Below are 18,577 nucleotides of genomic sequence, written 5' to 3'. Positions count from 1 at the left end.
CACGGATTGCCACCCGGCTGGTATCATGTGGCAAAAAAACGTCATTTTTTGCCACTTCTGGCCAAGTTAGCCGTCAATTCTCTCTATCATCTTCGATTTAACCTCAATATACGCGAAAAAGATCATCTTATTGATCATGAACTTGTCATAAATCGGAAACTAAAAATAAAAAACACTGTCTTATTGGAATGCTACTTGCAGGTTATTTTTTGCTCAACTGCCGGGCTGACTGATGTCAGATACCGGTTTACTGATTCAACATACATTCCCGGAAGTGATGCAGGAGGTATGACAATGCTCAATCAATTATTAGGTTCTTTGCGCCGGTTTGCTCAATTACGGAAAAAAGAGGTCAAACAAGGTCTTTATTCCAGTGAATTTGCCGCATCTCTGGTTCAGTCCTATTCCGATAGCATGATGAAAGGAATGCATCTTGTTGGTGGAGAGGCTTACATTGCAGCCATTCAGTCTGAAGCGAATAAGCAGTGTTGCTCGGTTTGCCCCGGGTATCAGAAAAGTAAAAAAGTGAAATCAAAAAAAAACCGTATTCCTTTATCAGGTAAGTTTGCCGAACCCAATTTAAATATGGTTTGATTTCATGCTGGTTTTTGGTATCAGCTGAGAAGGCTGATGCCTGCAAGCGGGAATAAGTTCAATTACATCATTCCCTGATGTTGAGAAGCGGAAGTATGCTGAGAGGCGCTCTCTTCCACTTCAAAACATTCGGCAAAGCTGGAGCAGGTTTCGCAGCTGGGTGACCGGCAGACGTAATCTCCTCCGGTGGTGCAGAGCTGGCGGTACAGGAAACGCTTCCAGCGCATGTTTCTGTTGTTCATCGCCCGTAGCTCCGGATAGTAAAAACCGAATAACTGTGTCAGCAGCGGACGTTCCGGCATGCCGATATCATGCCACAGGTGTTGCGTTCCAAGACAGGCGAAGCTGAGCACCGTGGTCATTTGAGATGAAAAAGAATCCTCAGGGTTGCGGTATTGATTCAGCAAAGTAATCAAATCCTGTCGTTCAGACTGCCGGAGTCCGGCCAGATCTGACAGCAGCAGGCGTTGTGGATGCTGATGGCTGAACGCGGCAGGCGGTGTGATTTGAAAATAGTGACAAACCAGTGAAAACCCTTCAGGTTCCAGCCCCATATACGACGGCAGTGCCGTATGACCATCCAGATAAGCCTGAATGATCGGTGTCCAGAATTTTCCGGCACTGAATTCTGTGTTCATACGCAGGCCTCCCTGACAATTCCGGTTAAGCTGCCCGCCGGATTCACCGGGTGGGCATCGCTGTCGATAATCGCTTCTTCAACCGGACAGATGGTTGCACATTGTGGGGTATCGAATTGTCCGAGACAGCCGGTACAGCGTTTACTGTGAATATGGAACTGATTGTCATTGTCACAGTCCTGATAGACGGCCTGACTCGGGCAAACCAGAGAGCAGGCATGGCATCCGACGCATTTATCAGTAATTGCATACTTCATGTTCACCCCGCTCTGCGGATAAATCTGCAGTTTCCTGTGATGGATTGGTTTGTGTGGCAGCAATTTGCGGCAGTACTTCGTGAGTCGCCTGATACGCAAAATCAACGTTTGGCTTTACGCCCAGTTTTTCAAGCTGACGCCACGGCGAGATTCCCATCCGGGCACACAGCACCATATCGCAGTCAGCGACTGACTGAATGATGCGTTCTTTTTCATCGAAATCGTCATCACATTGCTGATCGGTACAGTATTGTGCGGTGGAGCGGTTTTCGATAAAGCTGAAACTGTCGTTTTGCGCCACGTATTCATAAATCTCAAACCATTTGGCATGACCAAAATGGGTATTGATTATCCCGGTGTCATCATTGGCTGCCACTGCGACCCGGAATCCGGGCGAAGACGTGGTGCTGTCTGGTGTCTCCGGATTTTCCAGCGTATCCTCCTGAGATGAGCAACCACCGAGAACGCCGACGGCATCAGCCCGGCATTGCTGGCAGTGAGTCATCTGAGGCATGTAATCCCCCGATTCCCTGCGGGCTTTTTCCAGCGCTTCGTCTGTTGGTCCTTTTTGATGGGTTAATCCGAAGTAGGTGCCATGTGCCGGATCTGAAATCAGCGGCATGATGTTATGCAGCAGAGCGCCATGTGCCTTAACAGCCTCTGATACAGCCTTGATATGATGATCATTGACGCCCGGAATCAGCACGGTATTGACTTTGACCAGCATTCCGGTGGCTGCCGCAGCCTTTAAACCGGCGAACTGTCGTTCGATCAGGATTTGCGCTGCTTCTTTTCCCCGGAGTCGTTGATGATTGAAATAAATCCACGGGTAGATTTTGCTGCCAACTTCCGGGTCGGTGCAGTTAATGGTGATGGTGAGATGGTTGACACCAACAGCAACCAGATCATTCACATAGGGTTCCAGCATCAGGCCGTTGGTTGAAATACATAGCTGCACGGACGGATCTTCTTTGCGGATAGCCCGGAGCGTTCTGAAGGTCGCATCCGGATTTGCCAGCGCGTCGCCGGGGCCGGCAATACCAACCACGGTTAAGTTCGGTGCCCGCTTTTTAATGGTCGTAAATTGTTTGAGTGCCACATCAGGTGACGCAACACGAGAGACAACACCCGGACGGGATTCATTGCTGCAATCGTACTTCCGGTTACAGTAATGACACTGAATATTACATGCCGGCGCGACCGGAAGATGCATGCGGGCATACTGGTGTGCGGTTTTTGAATAGCATGGGTGCTGTGCGATTTTTTCCTGCACCTGCTTTGACAGAAAGTGGTGGATTTCAGAAGAATGCGTTTCCTTTGCCTGATCCAGTGTGTTTGCTTCCATAAACACCTCAACAATTAATCCATATTTAAAGAGTTATTTACGCACTGTTGCAAAGCTTGTGCCTTGGTTTAACTTGTTGTTTTTAATGTGTTAATGATTGTTTTGTCTGGTGGGTTTGTCAATCATTGTCCTAAAACAGACAATGATTGACAGCAGGTTGTTGTCAGATTTGTTTCATCTCAATATTCATGATTTGAATGCGGTAGGCAATTTGTCTGGGGGTCATATTCAACAACCGGGCCGCTTTGGCTTTGACCCAGCCGGAACGTTCCAGCGCATCAATCACCATCTCCCGTTCATCGTTGAACTGTTTTTCCTTGTTGGCACTGGGCAGTTCGTTCAGCGGTTCAGGTGAGGAAGTGAAGGGTTGTGGTGGCATTGCTGCCGGTCTGGTTTGTGCTGAAAGCATCGATTCAACCTGATTAAAGATGATCAGATCCGGACTAATTTCTCCCGATTCACTTAAGACTGAAGCCCGTTCCAGCGTATTTTCCAGCTCCCTGACATTACCGGGCCAGCCATAAGTCATCATGCTCCGGATCGCGCTGTCTGTGATGGTGAGTTTGCGCCGCTGAGCTTTACCGATTTTTTGCAGCATGAACTCGGTCAGCTCCGGAATGTCCTGAATCCTTTCCCGTAATGCCGGTAAATGCATTGGCATCACATTGAGCCGGTAGTAGAGATCTTCCCGGAAATTACCGTTTGCGACTTCCTGCTCTAAATTCCGGTTTGTCGCTGCAATGATCCTTACATCGACACAGATGGTGGAAGAACCACCGACGCGCTCAAATTCCTTCTCCTGCAGAACGCGCAGCAATTTGGCCTGAAAGGCCGGGCTGGTTTCGCCGATCTCATCCAGAAAAATCGTGCCGTGATCAGACATTTCAAAACGACCTTTGCGCTGTTTAACCGCGCCGGTAAATGCCCCTTTTTCATGGCCGAAGAGTTCAGATTCCAGCAGGTTGTCCGGCAGTGCAGCACAATTGAGTTTGATGAAAGGGTTTGCTGCCCGTGGCGAGTTGTAATGAATCGCATTGGCCACCAGCTCTTTCCCTGTACCGGATTCTCCCCGGACAAGTACGGTGGAATCCCAGCGTGATACCAGCCGGATTTGTTCGAAAATCTGCCGCATGGATTTGGTGTGGCCGACCAGATTTTTAAAGCTGTAATTATTTCTGACTTTACGCCGTAATCCGTCGCGCTCATCCACCAGCTGTTGTTGCTGAGTTTCAATCTGATGAGCCAGCTGGACATTCCGGGCAATCAGGTTGGCCGTCATATCAAGAAAGCGGGTCAGCATGGTAATCGCCTGATCATCGAGATTGGGTGGCTGAGCCGAAAGAGCACCAATCACTTTATTGTTCGCATCTTTCAGCGGAACACAGACGAAGGGCTTGTCATAATCATAAAGGGCAAGTTTGTCTGCAAAACGCATATCCTGCCCCAGATTCCTGATCACCATTGAACTGCCCTGACGGAACACTTCGCCAACGATGCCTTCTCCGACTTTATAGTGCACCGGTTTTTGATTAATGTTCACCGCTGAAGCCGGAGAGTGAACGGATTTAACCAGCAGAATATCTCTCGACTGGTCGAGAATTGTCAGCATGCCGCATTTGAGCTGACACTCCTCATGGAGGATTTTTAACACGTTATCTGTCGTGTCGCAGTAATTGAGACTGCTGTTCAGAACGCAACTGATATTGTACATGGCCGCTAGCAGTTGACGCTCTAAATCTAAAGATGAATAAGAGACTGTCATAACTGTTTACCACCCGTTAACCGGAAATGTAATGAGAACTTTGGCGCCGGTAAGTTGTGTACTGTGCGTCATGGTGATCGTCGCTGAATGCTCGTTCAGGACCTGCTGAACGATAGAAAGCCCGATTCCCCGGCAACCCGACAGATGTTTGGGTTTGGTGCTGAAAAACGGATGAAAGATTTTCATCTGAATGGCTTTGGCAACGCCGGTGCCTGAGTCTTCCACAATCAGATGGACATCATGATCTTCAACGTATGTTGTAATTTGCAGAATCCGCTCCTGCGGATTAGCCGCCTGAATGGAATCAATCGCATTGTCGATCAGCTGCTTCAGTGCCAGCACCAGACGGTGAGGCATGCCGTGAATGGCCGGCAGTGTCGGATCGAGGTCCAGGTTCAGATTGGTGGAAGACATCAGCAGCTCATCGGTGCTGATGGAGGTCGCATCTTTCACTATCAGGTTGAGATTGACCGGCTGAAATGCTTCGGATGTGCGCTCCGGAATCGCCTGTTTGATGTCATCCATCGCATGAACCGCGGTATTCATTGCTTCATCCATGGCGACCAGTCCGGGGCAGGCAGCGTTGGTTCTTTTGAGAATATTGATCGCCGATTCAATCATATTAAATGGCCCCTGAAGCTGGTGCAGGGTTGCCATCAGCGCTTCCTGCATCGCATGGACGTATTTATTATCCCGGGTCATCAGTTTAATAGAATTGATGCGTCTTTCTTCAACCAGAAGTTTTTCCCGGGTCCGTTCATTGATGGCGACGACAATATAGTAGCCCTGTTCACGATTGAAATAGGTTTCAGCTGTGGTATCCGAAACCGGAATTTTAACCAGCACGAAATCGAACCAGCGTTCGTGAGCCGGACCATGGCTGCCGATATGAATCCCTTTATACTTCTGAGTTTCACTGCCCATGTAGTCTTCCAGCGTGTCATAGCCGTAATCACTATTGAGTGTGTCGAGCAAAAGCTGCACCGGAGATATGCTGATGTTTTGCTTCATTTTCTCAAAACGTTCATTTTTAAAGATGGCATTGTGTTGTTTGTCAACTAATGCAATAGCCATCGGCGCGGCATTCAGTACGGCCTCAAACATCAGTGACTGATTTTTCTGATGCAGTTGCAGGTGGTGTTCTTCGGTGATGTCTTTGTGGATGGCATAATAACGGACATCGCCCTGAACATTATTGACCCGGGAAACGGACATATCGGCGATATAAGGGTCGCCGTTTTTCCTGCGGTTAAGCAATTGTCCCTGCCAGTGGTGTCCCTGTGTAATGGCTGACCAGAGTTTTTCATAAACTGAACGGGGTGTGGCTTGATAAGAAAGCATTGAAGAATGCTTTCCGAGCAGTTCTTCACTGCTGTATCCCGTGATTGTGCAGAAAGTTTGGTTAATAAAAAGGATATTTCCTGACTCATCCGTGATGCTGATAGCAACGGGTGCATTGGAAACGATCTGTTCAAAGACTTCTTCGCCGAATACCGGAGAAGTGGCCTGCAACATTAGAGTGTCTGGTTGTCCCATATAAGCTTTCCTTAGCAGTTATGATACGTCAAAACAGATGGTCCCGATTCTCCCTTGTTCGTTTCTTCAGAATTATTTTCCGGGAAAAATTGTTTTCTCAGAAAAGTGGTTATTTATTGCTCTATGCATATCTTATTCCACTCAATGCATTTCTGCGCCTTTCTGCCCGGCCAGCGCAGGTGACAAGGGCGAAAGTGCAGGTTTGTTTGATTCAGGACAAATCCGGATAACAAATTCGCTTTTGTCTGCTTTCCGACAATTTTAAATATCCTGTGCAGGCAGCAGAATTTTTATGCAACCCGACGTCAATTCAGGCGATGAAGCGACTTGATGGTGCATCTGTGCACAATGGCACAGCTCGTGCAGAAATGACCCTGAGAAGGAACATAACAGGGACTTTCAGCATGACAGATGGATTGATCATTTTGCTCAGTGCAGCATTTGTAAATAATGTGGTTCTGGCCAAGTTTTTAGGTTTATGCCCCTTTATGGGGGTTTCAGGAAAAATAGACAGCGCCCTCGGGATGGGCATCGCAACCGCGTTTGTCCTGACTTTTGCTGCCGCAACAACCTGGATTCTGGAATTTGCCATTTTACGGCCGCTCGGGCTGGGATTTATGCGCATTATTACTTTCATCTTAGTCATCGCCGCCGTGGTGCAGTTTACTGAACTCTATGTCAAAAAAGCTTTTCCGGCCTTATATCAGGCGCTGGGGGTTTATCTGCCTTTGATTACGACGAACTGTGCGGTTTTGGGTGTGGCTTTGCTGGCAGTTCAGCAGGATTATTCTTTTGTCTCGTCGGTGATGTTCAGTGCCGGTTCAGCATTTGGCTTTCTGGTGGTGATTACGCTGTTTGCAGGGTTACGCAGCCAGCTATCCCTCAGTCATGTGCCGGCAGCTTTCAAAGGGACGCCAATCGCGTTTATTACCGCGGGCATTTTATCGATGGCTTTTATGGGCTTTTCAGGGATGGCCTGACAGGGAGGTGGGTATGATTTTATCGTCATTCATATTTTTTGTAATTATGGGCGGCATGCTGGGAACAGCGCTGGGATTTGCCGCGGTCTTTTTTAAAGTCGAGAGTGATCCGCTGGTGGATCAAATCGAGAGCCTGCTTCCCGGCGGCCAGTGCGGGCAATGTGGTGAAGCCGGATGCCGTCAGGCCGCTGAAAAAATGGTCTCCGGGGAACTGAGCCCGACCTGCTGTCCGCCAGGCGGCTCTTCTCTGGCTTTGAATGTGGCAGATATTCTTGGCGTTTCTGTTGAAATGAGTGAGGAAGATAAACAATGGGTCGCGGTCATTGATGAATCCGGTTGTTCCGGTTGCGGTCGCTGTTTTAAAGCCTGTCCTTTTGATGCCATCGTCGGTGCGCCAAAGCAGATGCATACCGTGATGAAAGACATCTGTACCGGTTGCAAGCTGTGTAGTCAGTCATGTACTCAGGAATGCTTAACCATGCAGGAGATCGAACCGGACTCTGCAACCTGGTACTGGCCGAAACCAAAACATGTGGCAATGGCGTAGTCTGCGGGAGAATTGATGATGAATTTTTTTCACCTCCGCCGTCCTTTTTCCGGTGGCGTTCATCCAGAGTCTTTTAAATCACTGACCAGTGATAAACACATTGACCGTGGCTTCTGGCCCCGAAATATTTATCTCTCTTTGCAGCAGAGAAATGGGGCTAAACTCACGCCGCTGGTTGAGGTGGGCGATAAGGTTAAAAGAGGTCAGCTGGTTGCGGTGTCCCGGTCTGAACGGGTTGCGCCGGTTCACAGTTCGGTCAATGGCATTGTGACTGCCATTACCGAGCATATCACAGCGCATCCGGCCCGGGTAAAAAGTGACACCATTGTGATCCGGGCGAATGAAGATCGCTCCTGGGGCGAACTGATTTCCGGATCGAATCTGGCTGCGGTTGATGATGAAACCATTATTGAGCGGGTGAGTGAAGCCGGGATTGTCGGGCTGGGTGGGGCTGGCTTTCCGACCGGACTGAAACTTAAATCGGCGAAACGCAATCAGGTTGATACTGTGATTCTGAATGGCGGCGAATGTGAGCCTTATCTGACCAGCGATGACCTGACGATGCAGGAATATGCGGCTGAAATCATTGTGGGGGCCCGGTTGATCTTAAAAGCCTCCGGGGCAAAGCGGGTACTGATAGGGATTGAAGATAATAAGCCGGTCGCTTTTCAGGAGATGCTGTATGCCGCATCCGAAGATAAAGATATTCATGTACAGAAAGTGCCGAGTATATATCCGATGGGGTCCGCGAAACAGATGATCAAAACCCTGACGGGTAAAGAAGTCCCGAAAGGCGGCAGTTCCAACCAGATTGGTGTGTTAGTCAATAATATCGCCACGGCCCGCTCTGTTTATCATGCGGTCCGTTTTCGACGGCCGCTGGTGACCCGTGTGATAACCGTGTCCGGTAAAGGTATCGGTGAGCCGCGTAATGTTGAAGTGCCTGTCGGAACGCCGGTTAATGAAGTCATTGCATATTGTGGTGGTATTTCTCAGGAGACCGAGCGGTTAATTTTTGGCGGACCGATGATGGGACAGGTAATTTCATCGCCTCATGTACCGGTGGATAAAACCGTTGGCGGATTGCTGGCGCTGACAGAAGAAGAAGTCGTCAACAGCAATAAGCATCAGGAATGTATTCGCTGTGGTCAGTGCGTGCGGGCCTGCCCTATGGGACTGATGCCTTTCCAGCTGGCAGCATATACCCGGGTCTCAAACTTCAGTATGGCGCAGGAGCTCGGCGTGTTGAGCTGTTTATCCTGTGGCGCATGCAGTTATGTTTGCCCGTCCCACATTCCGTTGGTGCAGTATTTCATGCACGCGAAAGGTGTGATTTGGTCGAACAATCAACAGGATAAAAAGTCAGCCCGGGCCAAAGAACTGACCGAGGCAAGAAAACTGCGGTTGGAAAAAGAAGAAGCCGGGAAACAGGCCGCGAAGAAAAAGAAAGCAGCCCGCCCCGGACGTGCTGCCCGCAAACCTGCCTTATCTGAGGCCGCAGTGGCTGAAACCACAGCGCCTGAGACAACAAAAGCTGATGCCCCGGCGGCGCAGCGTCCGGCCCGGCCTGCCCGTCCGGCAAGGAAACCCAGAGGTGTACCGGAAGCTGCTGAAGCTCAGCAGGCTGATACACTGGTGACGGAAAACCCGGCGAGCGAAACCGGGGCCACGGAAACAGCTGCGCCACAGCGGCCTGCGAGGCCACCTCGTCCCTCACGCAAACCCAGAGTGAAAGCGGAGACCGCGGAAACCAGTGATATACAGCAGACTACGGAGACACCGGAAACGGAAGTTGCAGCTGCACCACAGCGTCCGGCAAGGCCGCCGCGTCCACCGCGTAAAGTCAGGGTGAAGCCAGCGGAGAAAGAAGTCGTGACTGAGCAGGAAGCAATGACAGCCATGGAGGGCGACAATGATTAATTATGAATCAGCAATCGGGCCTTTTGCCCATAACAAGAACAGCAGCATCCGTATTATGTATACGGTTATCGCCACACTGATTCCGGCAACTTTGTTTGGTTTCTATCAGTTCGGATTAAACAGTCTGATGGTGGTGTCTTCATGTGTGGCAGCCGCGATTGTGACCGAGTGGGCCTGCCTGGTTGTGATGAAGAAAAAAAGCAGTGCCTGCATGGATGGTTCTTCGGCATTAACCGGATTATTGCTGGCAATGAGTTTACCGGCATCGGTGCCGCCGTGGATGTGTGTCTTCGGCAGTGCATTTGCGATTGTGATTGGCAAGCAGATTTATGGCGGGCTGGGGCAAAACCTGTTTAATCCGGCCATGCTTGCCCGGGTAATGCTGATCATCTGTTTTCCGGTTGAAATGACGAAATGGGCAACGCCTGCACCGATCGACTTCAGTGACAATCTGGTCAGAGTTTCTGCAGGATGGCTCCATTTTGACGGAATGACCTCTGCGACGGCGCTGAGTTCAGAAAGAACCGATCCGATTCTGCTGTCTCATGTTTTCCTCGGCCAGCAGGCCGGAAGTCTTGGTGAAACCTGTGGTTTACTGATTTTGTTGGGCGGCATCTATCTCATTTATAAAGGCATTATTCACTGGGCGATTCCGGTGACATTTTTGCTGGGCTTATTAATTCCTGCAGCCATTGCCCATATGGTTGACCCGCAGAACTCCCTGCCGGTGCTGGTTCATCTTTTCAGTGGTGGTGCCATGTTGGGTGCTTTTTATATCGCGACAGATTTGGTGACGTCACCAACCAGTGTCAAAGGGCAAATGTTATATGGCCTTGGGTGTGGCTTTCTGATCTGGCTGATCCGGGCGTTTGGCAGCTATCCCGAAGGGGTGGCATTTGCCGTGTTAATTATGAACTCGGCCAGTCCGCTGATTGATCACTATCTGCGTCCGAGTATTTTTGGCAGTCACTCAACTGCGGGGAATAAATCATGATGGCATCCGTTGAAAAGTGGAAAGATAAGATTGGCTATCAGAGTGGTTTACTTGCTGTAGCCTGCGGGCTGGCCGCATTGCTGCTGGTCGGGACCGAGATTGTGACCCGGCCGGTGATCGCAATGAGAATCTCTGAAGATCAGAATGCCTTGCTTGATCAGGTTCTGGGCGGAAAAGCCTATGCCAATGATGTGTTCCGGGATGAACATCTGGTGACGTATCAGGGGCAGGACTTTCATATTTATGATGTGAAAAATGCGCAGGGCCAGGTGATTTTCCATGTGATTAAAGGAGATGAAGAAGGTTACAGCGGTCCGATCAAATATCTGATTGGCGTTGATCTGCAAGGCGTGATTCAGGGCGTCAGGATTATCAGCCATAGTGAAACTCCGGGACTGGGTGACAAAATTGAACTGGCAAAAAGCGACTGGGTGTTAAGTTTTAACCAGCGTTCGCTGCAAAACACGCCGGTGTGGGCGGTAAAAAAAGACGGCGGCGATTTTGATCAGTTCAGCGGGGCAACTATCACGCCAAGAAGTGTGGTCAGAGGCATTCACAAGGCAATGTCAGCCCTCAGGCAATATCAGGGAGCGGACCAATGAACAAAGAAATGAATCAGGAAAAAAACAATCAGGATAAGCAAAGTATTTATGCGCCGATTATTCAGGATGGACTGTGGCACAATAATATTGTGCTCAAACAGTCACTGGCCTTATGTCCGCTGCTGGCAGTAACCAGTAGTGCAACCAACGGGCTGGGACTGGGGCTGGCGACCACCGCGGTGATGATCATGGCTAACCTGCTTAATTCGCTGGCCAGCGGGCTGATCAGTAAAGCCGTCCGGATTCCGGTCAATGTGATTATTATTGCAACCCTGGTGACGCTGATTGATGCGATTTTAAATGCCTGGCTGCATCCGTTACACAAAGTGCTGGGTCTGTTTATTCCGCTGATCGTCACAAACTGCGCGATTTTGGGCCGGGTGGAGTCATTTGCCAGTAAAAATGCGCCGCTCCCTTCTGTGACCGATGGTTTGTTTATGGGGATCGGCTTTACCTGGGTGCTGACGGTGCTCGGTGGTGTGCGGGAAGTGTTGGGAAGTGGCACTTTATTTTCTAATGCCAGCCTGTTACTCGGTCAGCATTTTGCTTTTCTGGAGGTGACGGTTATACCGGATTACCGGGGATTACTGTTAGTCATCCTGCCACCGGGTGGATTCCTGATGCTGGGAATACTGTTAGCAGTGAAACAAAAAGCGGAAGTCTGGGTTAATCAGGCGAAAGTATCAACCTCGCTTCCGGCAGAAGGAGATCGGCTATGAAAGTCAGTGTTGTATATGCAATGCCCTCAGAGCAGGTCTGGATTCCGGTTGAAGTGGATGATGAAGCCACGTTACTGACGGCAATTCATCAGTCTGACATTCTCAATATGTTTCCGGATATTCAGCTGGATACCCAGAAGGTCGGCGTGTTTGGCAGAATTAAGCCGCTGGATAATCCGTTGGCCCCCGGAGACCGGGTTGAAATTTACCGGCCAATCACATGGAAACCCGATGATGATGACGACGATGATGACGAATAAATTGTCAGGTTTGTGACAATTTGTTGGTTGTTATGAATTGATGTTCTTATTTTTCATGGGGTTACGTCAGGTATAATGCTTGCAACACAGTTGGTTGAGTAAGTGATGATTGAATTTCAAGGAGTGAAGCGTTATGGCAAAGGTTGGGATATTTTTTGGAACAGACACAGGCAGTACCCGTAAAATCGCAAAACAGATCGCCAAATTATTGGGGGATGTTGCCGATAAACCCAAAAATATTAACCGTTCTGAAGCTTCAGATTTAGAAGCTTATGACTATCTGATACTGGGAACACCGACATTGGGAGACGGCCAGTTACCGGGGTTATCTGTGGATTGTCAGGAAAAGAGCTGGGAAGAATTTCTCCCCAATTTTGAAGGGCTGGATTTATCCGGTAAAAAAGTCGCGTTGTTTGGCCTGGGTGATCAGGTCGGTTATCCGGATGAATTTGTCGACGGACTGGGAGAGCTTTACGATTATGTCGCTAACTGTGGTGCTGAAATCTATGGTTTCTGGCCAACAGACGGCTATGAATTTAATGCGTCTAATGCTGTGGATGAAGATGAGTTTGTGGGTTTAGTCATCGATAAAGACAACCAGTCCGGTATGACGGATCAACGCGTTACCGGGTGGGTTGAACAAATTAAAGCTGAAATGGCGTTATAGCGATTGTTAATATCATCAATGATTAATATAAACAATTACTTAGCGTATCTGGCAGCGGTCAGCAGATAGAGGAAAACACTGAAAAAGCGGCATGATGCCGCTTTTTCAGTATGCGTCGCGAAAATTAATCATTTTGTCCGAATATGTCGAATTCTGAAATAAAAGCAAAGTTTCCGGCTGTTAGTCTGTTATGTTAGATTGTAACGATTACATTGATTGTCGGTTAGGAATATGACTGCTGAAAGGATCAGCCCGCCATTAATTGCCTGCCAGGAGTGTGGCATTGTTGTTGAAGCTACTGAGATTCAGGAAGGACAAAAACTGATTTGCCCGCGGTGTCATCACCGGCTGACTTATAAAGTGATCCAGCCCTCCCAGCGGGTGGTTGCCTATTCGATCTCCTGCCTGATCATGTTAATTCTGAGCATTTCTTTTCCGTTTATGTCGTTTAGCGTCAGAGGGTTGTCGCAGGAAATCACCCTGTTTCATGCTGTGGAAATGCTGGATCAATTCAAATATTTTCTGATTGCGTTTGTACTTCTGGCGACGGTCATTGTTTTACCGGCGATCTATGTCGGCCTGATTTTGTATCTGTATCTGAAAGCCGGCCGCTCCTCCACTCATGCTTATTCCGACTGCCAGCGCAGGAGAATTCGCCTGATTTGCCGGATTCTTTTCCGGGTTGAACCCTGGCTGATGGTGGATGTATTCCTGATTGGTGTGTTAGTCAGTCTGGTCAAAATATCCTCACTGGCTGATATCGGTTTAGGCAGCTCTTTCTGGGCATTTTGTGTTTACAGCGTGCTGGTGGTGAAATGCGTGTCTCTGATCGATCGCTTCTGGCTGTGGAATCAGTTCATACCGCCTGAAACTGTTGAACAGGTGAAAGCCGGAGATACACATCTGGACGGCAATCATACGTCTTGTGCTGTCTGCCATCAGATCAATCCTGAATCCGGAGTTAAGCATGCCCGTTGTATCCGCTGTGGCAGCCTGTTGCATCCCTATCATCCGGACCTGAACCTTCAGCGTTCCTGGGCCTTGCTGGTCACTTCGGTTATCTTTTATATCCCGGCCAATTTGTATCCGATGATGAACACCGTCAGTTTTGGTTCCAACACGCCGACAACGATTATGGAAGGCATTTTGTTATTGTGGAAGATGGGATCTTATCCGGTTGCCGTGGTGATCTTTATTGCCAGTATGTTTATTCCGCTGGCGAAAATGTTTATTTTGGCGTGGTTATTTCTGTCGGCAAAAAAGGCACAGGTGCTACCGGAAAAAGAAGTCATGCAACGGATGCGTATTTACCGGATGACAGAATTTATCGGCCGCTGGTCGATGGTCGATATTTTTGTCGTGTCATTGATGGCGGCACTGGTCCAGTTGCAGAATCTGATGGCCGTGTATCCGGGACCGGCAGCCGTATCATTTTCAATTGTGGTGATTTTCACCATGTTGTCCGCGATGGTGTTTGATCCCAGGGATTTATGGCAGAACCACCATCCGGTGAAAAAAGAAGAACAAAGCGTTACGCCTGACTCAGGGCATCTTAACGGGGTGATTGATAATGAGCGATAAACAGTTACAGGCCACAGTAAAAAACCAAACTCAGATATCTGCAATCTGGATTATTCCGGTGCTTGCGATGTTTATCGGGACCTGGATGTTGTTTCAGTTTGTCTACAGTACCGGGCCGGAAATTACCCTGAAGATGCCAACGGCTGAAGGAATTAAAGTCGGCAAAACTGAAATCCGGTCACTGAATGTGAAAGTGGGCGTTGTGACGGGGGTAAAACTGAACGAAGATTATGATTCGATTCTGGTCACGGCACGGATGAATAAAGATGCCCGGAGAATGCTCAGGGATGACACGTTGTTCTGGGTAGTCAAACCGCGGATCGGTAGTGAAGGTATTTCCGGGCTGGATACCTTGTTATCCGGTGCTTATATTCAGCTTCAGCCAGGCCGAAGTGCAACTGAAAAAAGGGAGTTCACCGTTCTGGAGCAGCCTCCGGTTGCACCGGCAGATGCCAAAGGGTTGCGGATTGTGCTGACTCATGAACTGGCGGGTAAGCTCGCGGTCGGTGATCCGGTCATTTATAAAGGCTTTACTGCCGGCAGGGTGGAAAAGGTGAGCTTTGATGTGACCCGGCAGAAAGCTTTTTATCAGATATTTGTTTTTCAGCCTTACGACGATTTGATCCGTAAAAATACCCGTTTCTGGATTAATTCCGGCCTGAGCCTTGATATGGGAGCGGAAGGGGTGAAGCTTCACTTTGGTTCTCTGGAAAGTCTGATTTCCGGCGGTGTCAGCTTTAGCGTGCCTGAAGGAGAAGAGGCCGGGGAAGTCGTGGCAGAGCAGCACGCCCGTTTTCGTTTGTTTGATAATCTCAAACAGATGAATGAAGAAAGATACAATCAGTATGTTGAATACCTGATGTTTTTTAATGAGTCGATTCGTGGCCTCAATGCCGGCGCGCCGGTTGAATACCGCGGATTACGCATCGGAACGGTGAAAAAAGTGCCGTTCAGCCGGGCGAAAAAAGATTATGACTTTCACTCCACGAAAATTCCGGTACTGGTCCGGATTGAGCTGGAACGGATCTATGATTCCCGGCAGGATGTTTCAGTTGAACGGTTTAAGCAAATGATTCGTAAAGAATTTGCTTTCGGGCTGAAAGGGGAGCTGAAAACCGGCAGCCTGCTGACCGGGGCACTGTATATTGATATTGATTACAACGAGCCGGATAAAGCATATAAGAAGTCATTCTTTGATGATTATGAAATATTTCCGACCAAACCGGGTGGTTTTACCGAAGTTCAAAAGCAGTTTACTGATTTACTGAAGAAGCTGAATGGTCTGCCACTCAATGAAACTGCTGATTCGCTGAACCGGTCATTAAAAACGCTGGAACAGTCTCTGACTTCCTTTAATCAGGCGACGCTGAGTGTGCAAAAACTGATTGATAAAAAAGAGACCCAGTCGCTGCCTGCTGAAGTTCAGGCAAGCTTACAAAAGATTCAGCAGACACTGGATAGTTTTAGTCCCGACTCAACGGTCTATCAGGATCTCGACGGTGCACTGAAGCAGTTTGAACAGGCGATGATTGAGTTACAGCCGGTATTACGGCAGATTAAGGATAAACCGAACTCATTGGTCTTTGGCGATGAGAAAACACAGGATCCTGTGCCGGCAAAAGGAGCAAAATAATGATCAGATACTGGATGAGTAAGTGCTTGCTGCTCTGTGGTTTAGTGATTTTTATCACGGGTTGCAGCAGTCAGGAAGATGTCTCAACCCAACTGTTTCTTCTGCCGGTTAATCCGTTGCCACCAGTAGCGGAGCAGACAGCGCCGTTGATGATGGTCAAAACTGAACTGGCTGATTACCTCAATCAGCCCGGGCTGGTTTACCGGACGTCACAAACTCAGGTGATTCAGGCCCGCCATAATCAGTGGGCACAACGGATTTCTGATCAGATTACCGCCCGGATCGTTCAGGATGTACGGACGAAACAGGCACGCTACTGGCCGGAAGCGATGAATGCTGCCCCGTTAACCACGCAGCCTTTGCGCCTGATTGTGCGGATTCAGAAATTTAATGGCGTGTACACCGGCGAAGCTGAAATTTCCGGAGAATGGACCCTGTTGAATCCGGATGGTCAGCGAATCAAAAATCATTATTTCAATCTGCATATTCCTCTGCAGGAGTCGGGATATGCAGCATTGGTAAGTGCCTTGTCTGAGGGATTAGGGCAACTTACAGATTCTATGGCAAATCAGTTCTGATGCCTGAACCGGTCCACTGAACTCCCGGATCTTCAGGTTGTTTGGGTATACACCATGATGTGATGTCGTTTATCTTAATTACTTTGATGCCCGGAAATGCTGAAGCATATACCCAAATGAACCTGTTGATACGCTCCCGAAGGGCGGGATTGACTGGCGCCTGTCCTGCGTGACTGATTTTCAACGTAGAATGGCTATGTCATCAAATCAGTGCCTTGCTCAGAAACCAATCCACTCTCGCTGAACATGCATCTTGAGGTCACTTGGGTATATAACCTGAGTATTCAGATTGCCTGGATATATATTCATTTTTTGGGAATATTTTACTTTTTGCTGACACCTGTCATCCTGGCTGTTTCATATATTTCGATTGCGCGTAGATTATATTTAATAATTATCAAGTTTTTGTCGTGATTATTTTTTGAATTTTGAATGGTTTAAAATTTAGCCCGCTATATTGTTGATATTAATATTAATCAAAACTTACAAATATTTACTGTTGATAATGTTGAGTTTGTAAGTTGTTGATGAGATGGATAATAATTGTTTTTATTTCAACTGACTAATTAATTGGTATATTATTTGATTTCTATTAATACAGTCAGGGAAATGTCATGGTCGTTAATTAGGCCGTAAACATCATTATATATTCCAATCTTCAGTCTTGTTGACCCGTTTAGCATGAAATTCAACGTCAATAAGTGATAAAAGGAATTAGATAATGATAAATAAAACACAGCAGAACGAAAATATTTCAGATTCGGATAAACATGATGTTTTTTCGTCCAATCAGTTATTTTATCCAATGATTGGGAATTCTGATATTGCTCAGCGTATCAGGCAAAAAATTTCTTTTGCATCTGAAGTTAATTTTCCAGTGTTTATTTCCGGGGAGGCCGGGTGTGAAAAACGGGATATAGCTTATTTAATCCATCAAAACAGCAGTCGTCATTTACAACCTTTTGTTTGTATACCTGCCAATGTTCATAATCCGGGAACTTACCGGGAAAATGTGTTGCGGTGTATTGAGCTGGCAAAAGGCGGCGCGGTTTATTTTGAAGAAATAGACAGTCTGAAATCGGTATTGAAAGATGAACTGACCTTTTTGTTCTCAATGGATGTCATTCAGAACAAACTCAGGAAAAATCAGGTCCGGCTCATGGTTTCCTGCACTGAATCGCTGGAATCTTTTGTGCTGCAACCTCAGTATCTGGCAAAAATACTGGGGCCGTCTGTTTTGCAGCTGAATTTTCATTTACCGCCTTTGCGGGAAAGGGCCGGAGATATTGAACAACATATCGAATATATCAGTCGTTCACTGAATAAAAAAATTAATCTGACACCTGAAGCGATGGATCTGATGAAGCAGTATGAATGGCCGGGGAATATTGAACAGCTGCAACATGTTTTACTCTCTCTGGCTTCGCTCCCTGAGCCGGTGGTGACAGTCAGTGATGTGATGAATTGCGGGGTCCGGATCAGAACATCCCGGCAAGTGGATATGATTGATTGCCTGTTACATCAGCACCTTGAAGCTTTTCAGCATTATCACCCGGCTCTGATGAAAGCGCTGAATTTTCTCAGTCATAATTTCCAGGAAGATATATCATTGACCCGGATGTCTGAAGTCAGCTATACCAGCGCTTCTCATTTATCATATCTGTTCCGCAAGCATCTCAATGTCTCTTTTAAAACGATACTCTGTCAGGTGCGGGTCCGCTATGCCCAACAATTAATCACAGAGAATCCTCATATAAAAATTACTGATGTCTGTATGAGTTGTGGCTTTGGTGATCTCAGCCATTTTGAAAAGATGTTTAAGCGTTACATCGGATGTACACCGCGCCAGTACCGAAATCATCAGCGCGCAGAAAAACACTGTCAGCCATTAGAGCAGTGTGTTGCCTGAATTTGATCTGTTGTGAGCCAAAAGGCACCTTCAGGTTGCCTGGGTATGAACCACT

At 47.9% G+C, this 18,577-nt stretch carries 18 protein-coding genes; 13 read left to right on the top strand and 5 right to left on the bottom strand.

What is annotated here, in order from left to right; genetic code table 11:
* The first annotated feature begins 294 nt into the window (after positions 1 to 294).
* Positions 295 to 594 (top strand): hypothetical protein, encoded by a 300-nt coding sequence (locus OC443_RS16320; RefSeq protein ID WP_143169320.1) that lies wholly within the window; start codon positions 295 to 297, stop codon positions 592 to 594.
* Between the two features lie 62 nt (positions 595 to 656).
* Here the strand turns inward: OC443_RS16320 and OC443_RS16315 are convergent, their stop codons facing one another.
* From OC443_RS16315 to nifL, 5 genes are all read right to left on the bottom strand, one after another.
* Positions 657 to 1,232 carry a nitrogen fixation protein NifQ gene (locus OC443_RS16315; RefSeq protein WP_073583127.1) on the bottom strand — a complete coding sequence of 192 codons (576 nt, stop codon included), beginning with the start codon at positions 1,230 to 1,232 and terminating at the stop codon, positions 657 to 659.
* Complete coding sequence (locus tag OC443_RS16310) at positions 1,229 to 1,489, bottom strand: 4Fe-4S dicluster domain-containing protein (protein ID WP_073583125.1); 261 nt, start codon at positions 1,487 to 1,489, stop codon at positions 1,229 to 1,231. Before OC443_RS16310 ends, OC443_RS16315 begins: the two co-directional genes overlap by 4 nt.
* A complete protein-coding gene (nifB, locus tag OC443_RS16305) occupies positions 1,470 to 2,834 on the bottom strand; it encodes a nitrogenase cofactor biosynthesis protein NifB (RefSeq protein WP_073583123.1) in 1,365 nt (454 codons plus the stop codon). Before nifB ends, OC443_RS16310 begins: the two co-directional genes overlap by 20 nt.
* A gap of 163 nt (positions 2,835 to 2,997) precedes the next feature.
* Positions 2,998 to 4,596: a nif-specific transcriptional activator NifA gene (gene nifA, locus OC443_RS16300; RefSeq protein ID WP_073583121.1), complete on the bottom strand. Its 1,599-nt coding sequence runs from the start codon at positions 4,594 to 4,596 to the stop codon at positions 2,998 to 3,000.
* 6 nt (positions 4,597 to 4,602) lie between these two features.
* On the bottom strand, positions 4,603 to 6,132 hold the full coding sequence (nifL, locus tag OC443_RS16295) for a nitrogen fixation negative regulator NifL (protein WP_073583119.1): 1,530 nt from the start codon (positions 6,130 to 6,132) through the stop codon (positions 4,603 to 4,605).
* Positions 6,133 to 6,536: 404 nt separating this feature from the next.
* Between nifL and rsxA the strand changes: the two genes are divergently transcribed.
* The 12 genes from rsxA to OC443_RS16235 all read left to right on the top strand — a co-directional run bounded on the left by rsxA (position 6,537) and on the right by OC443_RS16235 (position 18,522).
* Positions 6,537 to 7,112 carry an electron transport complex subunit RsxA gene (rsxA, locus tag OC443_RS16290; protein ID WP_073583117.1) on the top strand — a complete coding sequence of 192 codons (576 nt, stop codon included), beginning with the start codon at positions 6,537 to 6,539 and terminating at the stop codon, positions 7,110 to 7,112.
* Positions 7,113 to 7,125: 13 nt separating this feature from the next.
* On the top strand, positions 7,126 to 7,659 hold the full coding sequence (locus OC443_RS16285) for an RnfABCDGE type electron transport complex subunit B (RefSeq protein ID WP_073583115.1): 534 nt from the start codon (positions 7,126 to 7,128) through the stop codon (positions 7,657 to 7,659).
* 15 nt (positions 7,660 to 7,674) lie between these two features.
* Complete coding sequence (rsxC, locus tag OC443_RS16280) at positions 7,675 to 9,579, top strand: electron transport complex subunit RsxC (protein ID WP_073583113.1); 1,905 nt, start codon at positions 7,675 to 7,677, stop codon at positions 9,577 to 9,579.
* A complete protein-coding gene (locus OC443_RS16275; RefSeq protein WP_073583111.1) occupies positions 9,572 to 10,573 on the top strand; it encodes an RnfABCDGE type electron transport complex subunit D in 1,002 nt (333 codons plus the stop codon). The genes rsxC and OC443_RS16275 overlap by 8 nt, the downstream gene beginning before the upstream one ends.
* Complete coding sequence (locus tag OC443_RS16270) at positions 10,570 to 11,175, top strand: RnfABCDGE type electron transport complex subunit G (protein ID WP_073583109.1); 606 nt, start codon at positions 10,570 to 10,572, stop codon at positions 11,173 to 11,175. The genes OC443_RS16275 and OC443_RS16270 overlap by 4 nt, the downstream gene beginning before the upstream one ends.
* Positions 11,172 to 11,894 carry an electron transport complex subunit E gene (locus OC443_RS16265; protein WP_234976379.1) on the top strand — a complete coding sequence of 241 codons (723 nt, stop codon included), beginning with the start codon at positions 11,172 to 11,174 and terminating at the stop codon, positions 11,892 to 11,894. The genes OC443_RS16270 and OC443_RS16265 overlap by 4 nt, the downstream gene beginning before the upstream one ends.
* Positions 11,891 to 12,154: an RnfH family protein gene (locus OC443_RS16260; protein WP_073583107.1), complete on the top strand. Its 264-nt coding sequence runs from the start codon at positions 11,891 to 11,893 to the stop codon at positions 12,152 to 12,154. The genes OC443_RS16265 and OC443_RS16260 overlap by 4 nt, the downstream gene beginning before the upstream one ends.
* Before the next feature lie 133 nt (positions 12,155 to 12,287).
* Positions 12,288 to 12,821 (top strand): flavodoxin, encoded by a 534-nt coding sequence (locus tag OC443_RS16255; protein ID WP_073583105.1) that lies wholly within the window; start codon positions 12,288 to 12,290, stop codon positions 12,819 to 12,821.
* A gap of 231 nt (positions 12,822 to 13,052) precedes the next feature.
* Positions 13,053 to 14,402, top strand: coding sequence for a paraquat-inducible protein A (locus OC443_RS16250; protein WP_073583103.1), 1,350 nt, complete (start codon positions 13,053 to 13,055; stop codon positions 14,400 to 14,402).
* Positions 14,392 to 16,035: an intermembrane transport protein PqiB gene (pqiB, locus tag OC443_RS16245; RefSeq protein ID WP_073583101.1), complete on the top strand. Its 1,644-nt coding sequence runs from the start codon at positions 14,392 to 14,394 to the stop codon at positions 16,033 to 16,035. The genes OC443_RS16250 and pqiB overlap by 11 nt, the downstream gene beginning before the upstream one ends.
* Entirely contained in the window at positions 16,035 to 16,613 is a 579-nt protein-coding gene (locus OC443_RS16240; RefSeq protein ID WP_083601617.1) for a PqiC family protein, read from the top strand. The genes pqiB and OC443_RS16240 overlap by 1 nt, the downstream gene beginning before the upstream one ends.
* A 721-nt stretch (positions 16,614 to 17,334) precedes the next feature.
* A complete protein-coding gene (locus OC443_RS16235; protein ID WP_083601616.1) occupies positions 17,335 to 18,522 on the top strand; it encodes an AraC family transcriptional regulator in 1,188 nt (395 codons plus the stop codon).
* Positions 18,523 to 18,577: the final 55 nt, after the last annotated feature.

Source organism: Vibrio quintilis, from assembly GCF_024529975.1.
GTDB classification, from domain to species: Bacteria; Pseudomonadota; Gammaproteobacteria; order Enterobacterales; family Vibrionaceae; genus Vibrio; species Vibrio quintilis.
The sequence above is the reverse complement of the archived record's forward strand: the minus strand, read 5'-3'. Positions and strand labels throughout refer to the sequence as shown.